Below are 13,035 nucleotides of genomic sequence, written 5' to 3' on the forward strand. Positions count from 1 at the left end.
ACAACCTCTACAATTTCTTCTCTAAATGTAGTTATAGGTAAGCACTTGTTCGCAAGTTTAAACTCTTACCTATAACCACACGGTTTATTAATTTTTAACAACAAAACGGCTCCTGGCTGTTACCAACCAGGAGCCGACTGTGAATTATATCACGCTTTTATTGGCTAATCGTTAGTTTCTTTACATCGCCATTGCGAGTCGTCACTAAGTAGCCTTCAGGCAGTTCAATTGGTGCAACCGCAAAGCCGCTATCATCGACAAGCTGTTGAGCAACAAACTCACCCGATGAACGATCCAACCAGTGCAGATAACCTTCAGTATCACCCACGACTACATAACCATTAATAATAGCAGGTGCTGTCAGTAAGCGGTTTTCTAACAATGGAGTGCTCCACAGTTCAGTACCACTACGCGCATCAACCGCAACCACATGGTCTTTGTCGGTAACAACGAACAAACGGCTACCATCACTTGCTAAATCAATCGCTGATGAGTAGTTACGTTTCCAAATTGGCTTACCAGAACGAAGGTCGATAGCAATCAGCTGACCATTGATACCTACGGTATACAGGGTGCCACCAAGAACAATTGGAGATGCATCAACATCAACCAAACGATCAATTTCCGTTGCACCTTTTGGTGTGCCTACTGGCTGTTGCCAAATAAGCTGACCACGATCAACGATAGCCGCAGCTAGACGACCATTTGCTGTACCCCAGAATACACCACCAGAAACTGCAACAGGCGAGCTATCGCCACGCAGTGTTAGGCTTGGTACTTCCGTACTGATGGTCCATTTTTGTTCACCGCTTGCTTGATCTAACGCGATCAACATACCGCGACTGGTATGAACAATGACCATGTTGCTATCAGTTGCTGGGGATGCAAGCACCTCGCCATTGACTGATACACGCCACAGCTCTTCACCGGTCGATTCTTCCAGTGCGATCACTTCGCCATTTTCAGAACCAACAAAAACTTTACCGTAAGCCGCCGTTAAGCCACCCGATAAACGAGCCAATACGTCTTTCTCAAGATCGACTTTCCACAGCGCTTTACCTGTATCAGGATCAAGCGCTTTAACCATACCTTCACGGCTTGCAACAAACACTTTGTCGTAAGCCAATTCTGGCGTTAGTTTTGAAAAGTAGTGACCAACACCATCACCAACCGACGTAGACCATTCCTGACTAGGAGTGAACTCGCTGTTTACCGTTGGGACTGGAGCCATGATTACGGTGTCTTCTTCACCCGCACAGCCAGCTAGTAGGCCAAGAGCAATCGCACACAACGCCGCTTTTGGAAACATCTTCTTCATTCAAAGCGCCTTATTTAGCTAGGTCGTCAAGTTTGATTTGAAGCGTTTGGCTAGCGTCAACAGCTTGCTGTGCTTCTGTGTAAGCACTGTATGCTGCGTCTGTGTCGCCTTTACGAAGTGAGATATCACCACGCAGTTCAGCAACACGGCCTTTCCAAGATTCATCTGTCATAGCAGCAAGATCAGTCAGTGCTGCGTCAAATTCACCTTGCTCAGCTTTAATACGTGCAACACGGTAAGTAAGTAGTGGCGCAAGTGCCGCGTCCTTAGTTGCCGATTTTGCCCACTCGAGCTGTTCAAGTGCCGCCGCTAGATCGCCTGCTTGTACTTGTACTTTTGCTAGTTGCATAGCAGCAAGTACTGAGTACTCAGCATCTTTGTTTGCGTCGATGAAAGCTTGAATATCAGATTGAGCATCAACACCCTTAACATCAAGAGCTGAAATTACAGAGGTGTAGCTTTCTGAAGCTGCTTCACGCGCTTCAACTACTGAATCTTGGTAATAGCGCCAGCCAAATAGACCACCTAAACCAATAACCGCACCAAAGATTACGGCTTTACCGTTCTCTTTCCACCAATCTTTAATGGCTTCAACTTGTTGCTCTTCGCTATCGTAAAGTTCCACTTCCTGTCCTCTTTAATTCTTTAAACGCCAGCATAGTGCTGACGTTAGTATTCATTATGAGCGTTTGCTCAATGGCTAATTAGATTAGCGCAGCAACTTTCTCTGCAACTTCCGTTTGAGACACGGTTTCTTGCTCGCCGCCAACCAGATCTTTTAGCACAACTGTATTGTCAGCAACTTCGTTCTCACCAAGTACCAGCGCCACAACAGCACCTACTTTGTCAGCACGTTTGAATTGCTTCTTGAAGTTACCACCACCGAAGTGGTTCATTACACGCACGCCTTCAACGGTGTCGCGTAATTGATTCGCTAACTGCATGCCCGCGATCATAGTACCTTCGCCAGCAGCAACTACGTATACATCAACGCTACGACGAACTTCTGTTAGCTCTAGCGTTTCCATCATAAGAACCAAACGCTCTAGACCCATTGCGAAGCCAACTGCATTGGTTGCTTTGCCGCCTAGTTGCTCAACAAGACCATCGTAACGACCGCCGCCACATACTGTACCTTGAGCACCAAGGCTGTCTGTGATCCACTCAAATACAGTGCGGTTGTAGTAATCTAGGCCACGTACTAGACGCTCATTAACTTGGTATTCGATACCAACAGCGTCAAGAAGTTCACACAAACCAGCAAAATGTTGCTTCGATTCTTCACCTAGATATTCAGATAGTCGAGGTGCGTCACCTAAGATAGCTTGAACATCAGGGTTCTTAGTATCAAGTACACGTAGAGGGTTAGTGTGCATGCGACGTTTGCAGTCTTCGTCAAGCACATCAATGTGTTGCTCAAGGAAAGCCACTAACGCAGTGCGGTAGCTAACGCGATCTTCTTGAGAACCGATTGAGTTCAGCTCTAGGCGAACGTGCTTGTCGATGCCTAGCTCACGCCATAGACGTGCTGTCATCATGATAAGTTCTGCGTCAACGTCTGGACCGTCTAGGCCAAACACTTCAACACCACATTGGTGGAATTGACGGTAACGACCTTTTTGAGGACGCTCGTGACGGAACATAGGGCCCATGTACCATAGGCGCTGTTCATCACGGTTGATAAGGCTGTTTTGAATACATGAACGAACACAACCTGCTGTGCCTTCTGGACGCAGCGTTAGGCTATCGCCATTGCGGTCGTCAAAGGTGTACATCTCTTTAGAAACAACGTCTGTCTCTTCACCAACTGCACGGCTAAATAGGTTTGTTTCTTCAACGATAGGCATACGTACTTCGTTGTAACCGTATGCACTCACCACGTTTTTAACTGCGCTTTCTACTTTCTGCCACAGTGGTGATTGAGTTGGAAGGCAGTCGTTCATGCCTCGAATTGCTTGAATATTTTTAGCCACAGTATTTATTCCGTAATTTCTCACGACCAGGTGTTAGTGCGAATAGACAATCACACCCCATCGCGTTGTATTAATCTTCTAAGTTTTCTACATCAATGCGATTTGCTTTATCAAGCACTGACGCTTTTGCACGAATCTTAGCTTCAAGTTTGTCGACAAGGTCATCGTTGTCGAAGCGCTCTTTCTGACGCTTACCATCTTCGTAGAAGGCACTCTTACGTGCACTACCAGCTAAACCTAAGTGAGACACTTCAGCTTCACCAGGGCCGTTAACCACACAACCGATGATAGATACGTCCATTGGAGTGATCACGTCTTCTAGGCGCTCTTCAAGGGCATTAACGGTGTTAATAACATCGAACTCTTGACGAGAACAGCTCGGACACGCAATGAAGTTGATGCCACGCGAACGAATGCGCAAAGATTTAAGAATATCAAAGCCAACTTTGATCTCTTCAACCGGATCAGCCGCTAGCGATATACGCAGCGTATCGCCGATACCTTCAGAAAGAAGCATACCTAAACCTACCGCTGACTTCACAGAGCCTGCACGCGCACCACCCGCTTCGGTAATACCAAGGTGGAGAGGTTGATCAATCTGCTTAGCCAGCAAACGGTAAGAACCGACAGCAAGGAATACATCAGAAGCCTTCACGCTGACTTTGAATTGATCAAAGTTCAGACGGTCTAGGATATCTACATGACGCATTGCTGATTCAACAAGCGCTTCTGCTGTAGGTTCTGTGTATTTCTCTTGGATCTCTTTCTCAAGAGAACCGCCGTTAACACCAATACGAATCGGAATATTCATATCACGTGCACAATCAACAACTGAGCGGATACGGCTTTCGTTACCGATGTTACCTGGGTTGATACGCAGACAGTCAACGCCGTATTCCGCCACTTTAAGTGCGATACGGTAGTCGAAGTGAATATCAGCAACCAAAGGAACAGAGACCTGCTGCTTGATTAGCTTAAAGGCTTCAGCTGCATCCATAGTCGGTACAGATACGCGAACGATATCAGCGCCAACTTTTTCCAGAGCTCTAATTTGAGCAACGGTCGCGGCTACATCTGTTGTTCTTGTGTTGGTCATGGATTGCACAGCAATTGGTGCACCATCACCGATCGGCACATCACCCACATAAATACGGGTTGATTTGCGACGAATAATAGGAGATTCGTGTTGCATATTAACTCTAAGGTAAGGTTATTCTAGCTACTTTGCCTGAAGTATACCCAGAAAGGTCGACAGGTTCACTTGCAAATGTCATTGATACGCCTTCTGGCGCACCTAGAATCACTTTATATGGCGCAGTTCCTGATAGATTTAACGACTGACCTGCTTTTTTGATGCCAGTCGACAAGGTTTTACCCGTTGCATCTTTTACTTGGATCCAGCAATCAGCGGTGAACTGCATCACTAGTTCGTAAGCCACAGCTTCAGGAGCCGTGCTAGCTTCAACCGTTTCTGCATTCGCAGCAGCTTCAGCAGTTGGTTCAGTCTCTGTTGTTTGTTGTGCAGAAGTTTCGTCAGCTGGAGTAACAGCATCTGAACTTTCTTCCGCATCGCTTATCGCAGCAAGGCCTTCAGCACCTTCAACAACAGAAGCACCCGCTTCGTTTTGTTCAGCTTCAATCACTTCCAAAGAGGTGAATTCAGGGGCAAGTGATTCTTCTACCGCTAGCTCTTCTGAGCTTTCAGTATTCGCTAAAGATTGAGATAGGGTGTCTTGCTGTTGGTTCTGCCACCACCAAAGTGAGGAGATACCCGCAATGACCGCAAAAATGCTCCAAGTCAGGATCATAATACGGCTGTTGTGCTTCTCGGTTTTGGTCTTACGAGAAAAACTCAGCATTTCTTGCTCTTGATGCTGAGCATCACCGGCATGATGCAGCGCACTCAATACGACTTTTTCGTCAAGATTGACGTATTTCGCGTATGAACGAATATAGCCACGCATAAACGTCGCCACTTGATCTGACTCGAATTGGTTTTCTTCAATTTGTTGGATCAGAGTAACGCGAAGTTTCAAGCGATCAGAAATCTGCTTTTGCGTTAAACCAAGAGATTCTCGTTTGTTCTTAAGCAGCGTTCCCGCTTCCAAAGCTGGAGCTACGTTTTCTTGCGCTTGTGTATCTTGTTCTGTGTTCATAGAGAGTGAACTTCTAAAGTATTATCGCAGGTTGAGGAGAGCGTTTTCTTATTGTCGTTTAAGCTCAATCTAACAACCCACGTTATGTGGAATTTTTCCTGCTATCTAAATCATCAACCCTTAAAGGCGAACATCATTCATTTATTATGGATGACCTTCTCAGGAAGCTAGTTTATCAAGTAGCCAACCTAAATAGACATATTGATGATCAGTAGCAAGCGAGCACTTAAATTAATTTAAGATTAGTTAATCATAAGCTAATGCCATTACAAGGCAAAAACACTTTAAACAAAATTTACCGTCAGCTCATGGTTTTGTCCAAAATTTGACGAAAAATGTAAGAAAGCGTGGGCAAGAAGTCCAAAAAATCAAAAACTGCACCCCAGAAAAGCAACAAGCCAGAAGTAAGACTTCTGGCTTGTTTAGGTTCTAATCGCGTTTTATAGCGCTTTTACTTCAATCACACCACCGGCAATCAAGTTCGCTTCAGAGGCTGCTTTGATCATTTTGGTACGTTTGGTTCTATCAATCACATCACCGACTAACTGACCACACGCGGCATCAATATCATCACCACGAGTCTTACGAACGGTTACTGTGTAGTTGTATTCCATCAGCGTTTTTTGGAAGCGATCAATACGAGAGTTGCTTGGCTTCTTATAAGGCGAACCCGGGTAAGGGTTGAATGGAATCAAGTTGATCTTACAAGGCGTCTCTTTCATTAGCTCTGCAAGTTCACGTGCGTGGTCCATATCATCATTCACATGATCCAATAGCACGTACTCAACCGTTACTTTACCGCGGTTAGCGTTTGAAGATGCAATGTAACGACGAACAGATGCTAGGAAGTCTTGGATATCCCAACGGTCGTTGATCGGCATGATTTGGCTACGTAGTGCATCGTTTGGCGCATGTAGAGAAATAGCCAATGCGACATCGATGTTGTCTGTCATTTGGTCAAGGCCAGAAACAACACCAGAAGTTGATACGGTTACACGACGCTTAGACAGTGCGAAACCTAGATCATCAAGCATGATTTCTAATGATGGCATTAGGTTCTTCATGTTCAATAGAGGCTCGCCCATACCCATCATTACAACGTTAGTAATTGGACGACGACCGGTTTCTTTTTCTAGGCCGATTTCGCGAGATGCACGCCAGATTTGGCCAACAATCTCTGAAACTTTTAGGTTACGGTTGAAGCCTTGTTGAGCTGTAGAACAGAACTTACATTCAAGTGCACAACCAACCTGTGAAGATACACATAGCGTCGCACGGTCACCATCTGGGATGTATACCGTTTCAACGTCTTGGTCGCCAACGCTCATCGCCCATTTAATTGTGCCATCTGAAGAGTGTTGAGCTTCAGAAACAACAGGTGCAACAATCTCACAGCGACGTTGAAGTTTCTCACGTAACTTTTTGTTGATGTTATTCATTTGTTCGAAGTCATCGACACCGAAGTGATAAATCCACTTCATCACTTGCTCTGCTCGAAACGCTTTCTCATTCAGTTCTTCTGTGAAAAATTTACGAAGACCTTTACGATCAAAATCGAGTAGATTGACTTTAGCTGTGGTCATGATGCCTCTCAATGACGGAACAATAATTAAGGGCGCGAATTGTACAGGCTTTACGCAACTTCAACAAGCATTGTAAAACCCTGTGTTTATTAAGACATTCAAACTTAAGCGATTAAAATTTGAACAATTGTATTTATCGGCCTGAGATTACCCAATTTAAACAAAGATTCCCGATTACACTCCTTCGTCGCTTTCGGGAATGACGTAAATAATCACCAATTGCTCGATAATATTTACCACGAGATGGTTGCTCCAAAGTTCCCCGTCATTCCAGAACTGAGGAACGAAGTATCTGGAATCTCCAATAACAAAAACAGATTCCCGATTACGCTCCTTCGTCGCTTTCGAGAATGACGACTAAATTGATTATCGAGAGCGTAAAATCCACTTACAAAAAAGGCCTCACCGAAGTGAAGCCTTTAGAATCATTTGCTGTGCCGATTATTGAGCTGGGCGTGGGCAAATTTCAGATTCTGGGAAGAAGAATTCGATTTCGCGAGCTGCAGACTCAGGGCTGTCGCTGCCGTGTACTGAGTTGTAACGCATGCTGATTGCGTAGTCAGCACGGATAGTGCCACATGCCGCTTCTTCTGGGTTTGTTTTACCCATAAGCTCACGGTAACGAGCGATAGCGTTTTCGCCTTCAAGCACTTGAACCATGATAGGACCAGAAGTCATAAACTCTTTAAGAGCCGGGAAGAACTCTTTGCCTTCGTGTTCAGCGTAGAAGCCACTCGCTTGCTCTTCAGTAAGACGAACCATTTTAGCAGCAATAATTTCTAGGCCTGCTTTTTCGATACGGTGGTAGATTTCACCAACAAGGTTACGCTTAACTGCATCCGGCTTAACAATTGAGAACGTTCTTTCTAGAGCCATAGGGATTCCTTCACTTCATTTTTTTGTTATTAAATACTGAAATTACTGAGATCTTTCGATCTGAGCTTTATGAATGAGCGGCACAAAATACCGCTCACCCTTATTATTATTTTGCTTGGTCGATAAGAAGACGAGCCAGTGTGCGAACGCCCATACCCGTTGCGCCTGCCGCCCACTTGTCACTTGCTGACTTACGGTAAGTACCCGCGCAATCCATATGAATCCAACCTTTTTTGTAATCATCTACAAAGTAAGAAAGGAATGCCGCTGCTGTACTTGCACCCGGTGTGTAATCGCCTGTGCTGATGTTTGAAAGATCAGCAAAGTTTGAAGGCAACATACCACGGTGGAAATCAGCAAGAGGCAGTGGCCATAAGCCTTCTTTCTCTTGGTTTGCCGCTGTTAGCGCTTGGTGAGACAACTCATCATCGAAGCTTAATAGTGCGTGGTAGTCGTTACCTAATGCGTTTTTAGCCGCGCCTGTTAGCGTTGCACAGTCGATGATCAGCTCAGGGCTTTGTGCACTTGCGTACATCAGGCCATCAGCTAGCACTAAGCGACCTTCCGCATCAGTGTTCATGATCTCAACTGTTTTACCGTTTTTGTAGGTAATGATATCGCCAAGCTTCAATGCGCGACCAGAGATCATGTTCTCTGCACAACATAGAATAAGCTTGATGCGCTTGTTAAGACCGCGTTCAATCGCAAGACCTAAACCACCAGTAATCGTTGCTGCGCCACCCATGTCAGCTTTCATCGCTGTCATGAATTGGCCTGGCTTGATACTGTAACCGCCCGAATCGAACGTAATACCTTTACCGACTAAACAAGCAAATACAGGTGCGTTTTCATCGCCTGTTGGGTTGAAGTCCAGTTGCAGCATTGCTGATGTACGCTCAGAGCCACGGCCGACCGCGTAGATGCCTTCCCAACCTTCGGTTAGTAGATCCTTGTCTTTAACAATCTTCGCTTTAACAGTGCCCGCTGGTGCCACTGACTTGATGTATTCTGCAGCCATTGTCGCAAGTTGACGAGGTGCCACTTCTTCAGCGGTTTTATTGATAATGTCACGCGTCCAGTCAGTTGCGCGAATACGAGCTTCAAGCTCAGTTTGATCGGCTTCTGAAAGTGCATCCCATTCCAATGCATTCTTTTTCTTTGGTCCACGGTAGCCTTGGTAGAAAGCCCAAACGCTTTCTAGAACCCAACCTTCACCACGAAGTGAAACGAATGCGATACCTTGTCCGTCAAGCGTACGACCCGCACGTTGAACTGCGCCTAGATCGTGGCCTTCACCAATGTGAATTGTCGCTCCCGCTTCTGAGAACGATAAAATAGCTCTTGCTCCCCACTGAGGCTGGGCAGCTTCTTGACTTAAAAATACTGGCATCTGTGTAGACATGATTTCTCCTTGTCATGAACCACTTCGAGAGTGTGATTCTGATTATTTTTTATTAGCTCACTGATGTTAGCATTATGTAGGAGGAAAATGTCATTTTGATAAAAAAACGGACCATAAGGTCCGCTTTTTTTAGTAAGAATTGTTAACTTGGCTGCGTTTTATATTGGACTGATGCCAACCCGCGACCAAATCATCAGATAAGAGGATTAATCCATCTCATCCATCCAGCACAAAATAATAGCCTCTAAGATTTTCTCATTCGAGTGGTTAGGCTCGTCGTCGAACTCTTCAAGGTCTAGCACCCATTGATGCAGATCGGTAAAACGTACCGTTTTAGGATCAGTATCAGGGTACAAATCACATAGCTCAATTGCGATATCTCGCGAATCAATCCACTTCAAGCTCATAACACTTCCTTATATTTATCAGCGACGCTTGGTCACCTTTATGATCTATATTCTAGGCCAGTTTTCTTAGTATGTTTGTCTAAGCAATAACTCTCTCAGTCATCGCTGTATTAGCCATGACTGAGAACAGGTTCTTAATGGTCTTCAGAAGCCAGGTTCAACGTGTACTTTGGAATCTCTACAACAAGATCCGTATCAGCCACTTTAGCTTGGCAACCCAAGCGAGATTCCATCTCTAAGCCCCATGCTTTATCTAGCATGTCGTCTTCTAGATCATCACTCTCTTCTAAAGAATCAAAACCTTCACGAATCACAACGTGACATGTTGTACATGCGCACGATTTCTCACATGCGTGTTCAATACCAATACCGGCCTTCAGTGCAACATCAAGAACCGTCTCACCAGTTTTTGCTTCTAAAACAGCGCCTTCTGGACATAGATCTTCGTGAGGTAAAACAATAATCTTTGGCATGTTTATCTATTCTCTAACTATTAAATATTATCGACTGACTGACCTGACAGTGCAGCACGAATTGATTTATCCATACGACGAGAAGCAAAGTCTTGGCTCGCTTTGTCGGTATTCTTAATTTCTAGTTCAATAGCATCAGCGTTGTCGCCATTACGCACTTCAATCAGTGCTTCAATCGCTTGAACAAGTTGTTGTTTGCCTTGCTCATCAAGTAGCTCGTCACCGTCGGCTTGCATTGCAGCGATAAGGCCTTCGATAACGCGATCCGCTTCTACGCGTTGCTCAGCAAGAGCACGCGCTTGCATGTCTTCTTTTGCAAACGTCATCGAATCTTTCAGCATGCTAGCCACTTCGTTGTCGCTTAGACCGTAAGAAGGCTTAACTTGGATTTCAGCTTGAACGCCAGTGCTCTTCTCCATTGCGGTAACCGATAGCAGGCCATCAGCATCCACTTGGTAAGTAACACGAATATGAGCAGCACCTGCAGTCATCGGCGGGATGCCTTTCAGAGCAAATCGAGCCAGTGAACGACAGTCATCAACCATCTCACGCTCGCCTTGCACGGTGTGTACTGTCATTGCAGTTTGACCGTCTTTGAACGTGGTAAATTCTTGTGCGCGAGCAACAGGGATCGTGGTGTTACGAGGGATGATCTTTTCGACTAAGCCACCCATGGTTTCGATACCCAGTGACAGAGGGATAACATCCAATAGCAGCATCTCAGAGTCAGGCTTGTTGCCAACTAAGATATCCGCTTGAATCGATGCGCCAATCGCAACCACTTCATCAGGGTTAATACTGGTTAATGGAGTACGACCAAAGAAGCCACCGACCATTTCACGAACAAGTAAGGTACGAGTTGAACCACCTACCATCACGACTTCTAGTACTTCATCCGCGTCAACTTCCGCATCTTTCAGTGCTCGGCGGCACGAAAGCAGCGTTTTCTTAACTAGTGGCTTGATGATCTCTTCGAACTCTTCACGAGTTAAAGAGCCAGACCAACCTAGTGCTTCAACATTAACGCTTTCAGCTTCAGATAAGCCAATCTTCGCTTCTGTTGCTGCGTCTAGAAGAATACGGTTCTGTTCTGCTGTCAGCTCTAACAAGCCCATTTGCTCTTGGAAATGATCCGCAACTAAATGGTCAAAGTCATCGCCGCCTAATGCAGAGTCACCACCGGTTGCTAAAACTTCGAAGACACCTTTAGACAGGCGTAGGATAGAGATATCAAACGTACCACCGCCTAAGTCATAAACAGCGATTACCCCTTCTTTACCTGAATCCAAGCCATAAGCAATCGCGGCTGCAGTGGGTTCATTAAGAAGACGTAACACATGAAGACCAGCAAGTTGCGCTGCGTCTTTGGTACCTGCACGTTGTGCATCATCAAAGTACGCAGGGACGGTAATCACGGCACCAGCCAATTCACCACCTAACGTCGACTCAGCACGTTGACCGAGTGCACGAAGAATATCTGCAGATACTTGAATTGGGTTCTTATTTCCTTGCGCTGTGTTAATCACAGGCAGGCCATTATCACTTTCTTCAAACTGATATGGCAGAGATGGGTATCGCTGTTGAATATCTGACAGTGAACGACCGATTAATCGCTTAACTGAGATAATGGTATTTTTAGGATCAGTTTGTGCATTTACACGCGCTTCATCACCAGTGGTGTACGACTCTGACTGATAGTGAACAACGGAAGGGAGAATACTGCGACCTTGTTGATCAACAAGCGTGCTTGCCTCACCACTGCGCACTGACGCAACCAATGAGTTTGTTGTACCTAAATCAATACCCACTGCAAGCTTGTGCTGGTGAGGAGCGGCGCTTTGCCCTGGTTCTGCAATCTGAAGTAGTGCCATGGATGTGTCCTTGTTATACGAACTAGCCGATCAAACGATCTTCAACTAACTCGATTTCATTCTTTAATTTTGCAATAAACTTAAGCTTTCTTACTCGGTCTGCAGCTTCTAACCAAGCTTCGCTGTCGAGTTCTTGTTGGATAGCGCTTAATTGTTGTTTATACATTTTGCTAACCTTTCCTTCAAATGCAAACAAAGCATCTTCAGGATCAGAACTGTCGGCGATATCTTCCAGCTCTTCACGCAATTCCATTTGCTCCATCAGGAACATAGGATCTTGCATAGTCTGCTGCTCACCACGAATATCCTCACCATGTTGAACTAACAGGTATTCAGCGCGGCTGACTGGATTTTTCAACACCTGGTACGCATCATTGATTTGCGCAGCTTTTTGCACAGCCAGCAAGCGATCTCGCTCAGAAGCCGTGGCAAATTTATCAGGGTGGAATTGGCGTTGCAGATCTCTAAACTGAGAAGAAAGAAGGCTACCATCCAGTTGAAACTGAAGTGGTAGCCCAAATAATTCGAAATGATTCATGTAACGGTGGTCCTAAGTTTAGGCTCTTTACTTAGAGCCTAATTTTATTCTTCGCTCATTATAAACGCTCAACGATTGAGGCGTTTATACATTGAAGCTCTCACCACAACCACATTCGCCTTTCGCGTTAGGGTTGTTGAATTCAAAACCTTCGTTTAGGCCTTCTTTTACGTAATCAAGCTCAGTACCGTCTAGGTAAACTAGGCTCTTTGGATCAATGATGACCTTAACACCTGAATGCTCGAACACTTCGTCTTCTTCGTTGAGCTCGTCAACGAATTCCAGTACATACGCCATACCCGAACAGCCAGTAGTTTTTACCGCTAAGCGCAACCCGATACCTTTACCTCGGTTATCTAGGAAAGCTTGAACTCGGCTTGCTGCCGTATCTGTCATGGTGATGGCCATACTACAACCTTGTGTTTTATATAAATTGAG

The 13,035-nt window shown here is 45.3% G+C and carries 13 protein-coding genes; all 13 read right to left on the minus strand.

From position 1 onward, the window contains the following. Positions 1–157 precede the first annotated feature (157 nt). Positions 158–1,318, minus strand: a complete 1,161-nt coding sequence (bamB, locus tag AB4274_RS05370; RefSeq protein WP_017062512.1) for an outer membrane protein assembly factor BamB — start codon at positions 1,316–1,318, stop codon at positions 158–160. Positions 1,319–1,328: 10 nt separating this feature from the next. Further along, a complete protein-coding gene (locus tag AB4274_RS05375) occupies positions 1,329–1,943 on the minus strand; it encodes a YfgM family protein (protein WP_017062513.1) in 615 nt (204 codons plus the stop codon). Between the two features lie 79 nt (positions 1,944–2,022). Beyond that, positions 2,023–3,291, minus strand: coding sequence for a histidine--tRNA ligase (gene hisS, locus AB4274_RS05380; RefSeq protein WP_017062514.1), 1,269 nt, complete (start codon positions 3,289–3,291; stop codon positions 2,023–2,025). Between the two features lie 70 nt (positions 3,292–3,361). Then, entirely contained in the window at positions 3,362–4,483 is a 1,122-nt protein-coding gene (gene ispG / locus AB4274_RS05385; protein WP_009848294.1) for a flavodoxin-dependent (E)-4-hydroxy-3-methylbut-2-enyl-diphosphate synthase, read from the minus strand. A gap of 7 nt (positions 4,484–4,490) precedes the next feature. Beyond that, positions 4,491–5,447: a cytoskeleton protein RodZ gene (gene rodZ / locus AB4274_RS05390; protein ID WP_372111266.1), complete on the minus strand. Its 957-nt coding sequence runs from the start codon at positions 5,445–5,447 to the stop codon at positions 4,491–4,493. A 440-nt stretch (positions 5,448–5,887) separates the two neighbouring features. Continuing rightward, on the minus strand, positions 5,888–7,030 hold the full coding sequence (locus tag AB4274_RS05395) for a bifunctional tRNA (adenosine(37)-C2)-methyltransferase TrmG/ribosomal RNA large subunit methyltransferase RlmN (RefSeq protein ID WP_372111268.1): 1,143 nt from the start codon (positions 7,028–7,030) through the stop codon (positions 5,888–5,890). A 441-nt stretch (positions 7,031–7,471) separates the two neighbouring features. Then, a complete protein-coding gene (gene ndk / locus AB4274_RS05400) occupies positions 7,472–7,906 on the minus strand; it encodes a nucleoside-diphosphate kinase (RefSeq protein ID WP_016797173.1) in 435 nt (144 codons plus the stop codon). Positions 7,907–8,012: 106 nt separating this feature from the next. Next, complete coding sequence (gene pepB / locus AB4274_RS05405; protein ID WP_372111269.1) at positions 8,013–9,308, minus strand: aminopeptidase PepB; 1,296 nt, start codon at positions 9,306–9,308, stop codon at positions 8,013–8,015. A 206-nt stretch (positions 9,309–9,514) separates the two neighbouring features. Next, a complete protein-coding gene (gene iscX / locus AB4274_RS05410; protein ID WP_004740335.1) occupies positions 9,515–9,715 on the minus strand; it encodes a Fe-S cluster assembly protein IscX in 201 nt (66 codons plus the stop codon). A 134-nt stretch (positions 9,716–9,849) separates the two neighbouring features. After that, positions 9,850–10,188: an ISC system 2Fe-2S type ferredoxin gene (gene fdx, locus AB4274_RS05415; protein WP_010440525.1), complete on the minus strand. Its 339-nt coding sequence runs from the start codon at positions 10,186–10,188 to the stop codon at positions 9,850–9,852. Positions 10,189–10,208: 20 nt separating this feature from the next. Beyond that, a complete protein-coding gene (hscA, locus tag AB4274_RS05420; RefSeq protein ID WP_372111272.1) occupies positions 10,209–12,059 on the minus strand; it encodes a Fe-S protein assembly chaperone HscA in 1,851 nt (616 codons plus the stop codon). Positions 12,060–12,081: 22 nt separating this feature from the next. Beyond that, complete coding sequence (gene hscB / locus AB4274_RS05425; RefSeq protein ID WP_010440522.1) at positions 12,082–12,597, minus strand: co-chaperone HscB; 516 nt, start codon at positions 12,595–12,597, stop codon at positions 12,082–12,084. 84 nt (positions 12,598–12,681) lie between these two features. Further along, positions 12,682–13,005, minus strand: coding sequence for an iron-sulfur cluster assembly protein IscA (gene iscA / locus AB4274_RS05430; RefSeq protein ID WP_010440519.1), 324 nt, complete (start codon positions 13,003–13,005; stop codon positions 12,682–12,684). Between the last annotated feature and the right edge of the window lie 30 nt (positions 13,006–13,035).

The sequence above is a fragment of the Vibrio sp. 10N.261.55.A10 genome (genome assembly GCF_041470825.1).
GTDB lineage: Bacteria > Pseudomonadota > Gammaproteobacteria > Enterobacterales > Vibrionaceae > Vibrio > Vibrio crassostreae_C.

Bases quoted from the DNA above. Each gene is read 5' to 3' on its own strand.
- hscA (WP_372111272.1), bottom strand. From the start codon at position 12,059: ATGGCACTACTTCAGATTGCAGAACCAGGGCAAAGCGCCGCTCCTCAC.
- rodZ (WP_372111266.1), bottom strand. From the start codon at position 5,447: ATGAACACAGAACAAGATACACAAGCGCAAGAAAACGTAGCTCCAGCT.
- fdx (WP_010440525.1), bottom strand. From the start codon at position 10,188: ATGCCAAAGATTATTGTTTTACCTCACGAAGATCTATGTCCAGAAGGC.
- pepB (WP_372111269.1), bottom strand. From the start codon at position 9,308: ATGTCTACACAGATGCCAGTATTTTTAAGTCAAGAAGCTGCCCAGCCT.
- iscA (WP_010440519.1), bottom strand. From the start codon at position 13,005: ATGGCCATCACCATGACAGATACGGCAGCAAGCCGAGTTCAAGCTTTC.
- AB4274_RS05395 (WP_372111268.1), bottom strand. From the start codon at position 7,030: ATGACCACAGCTAAAGTCAATCTACTCGATTTTGATCGTAAAGGTCTT.
- bamB (WP_017062512.1), bottom strand. From the start codon at position 1,318: ATGAAGAAGATGTTTCCAAAAGCGGCGTTGTGTGCGATTGCTCTTGGC.
- ndk (WP_016797173.1), bottom strand. From the start codon at position 7,906: ATGGCTCTAGAAAGAACGTTCTCAATTGTTAAGCCGGATGCAGTTAAG.
- ispG (WP_009848294.1), bottom strand. From the start codon at position 4,483: ATGCAACACGAATCTCCTATTATTCGTCGCAAATCAACCCGTATTTAT.
- hscB (WP_010440522.1), bottom strand. From the start codon at position 12,597: ATGAATCATTTCGAATTATTTGGGCTACCACTTCAGTTTCAACTGGAT.
- iscX (WP_004740335.1), bottom strand. From the start codon at position 9,715: ATGAGCTTGAAGTGGATTGATTCGCGAGATATCGCAATTGAGCTATGT.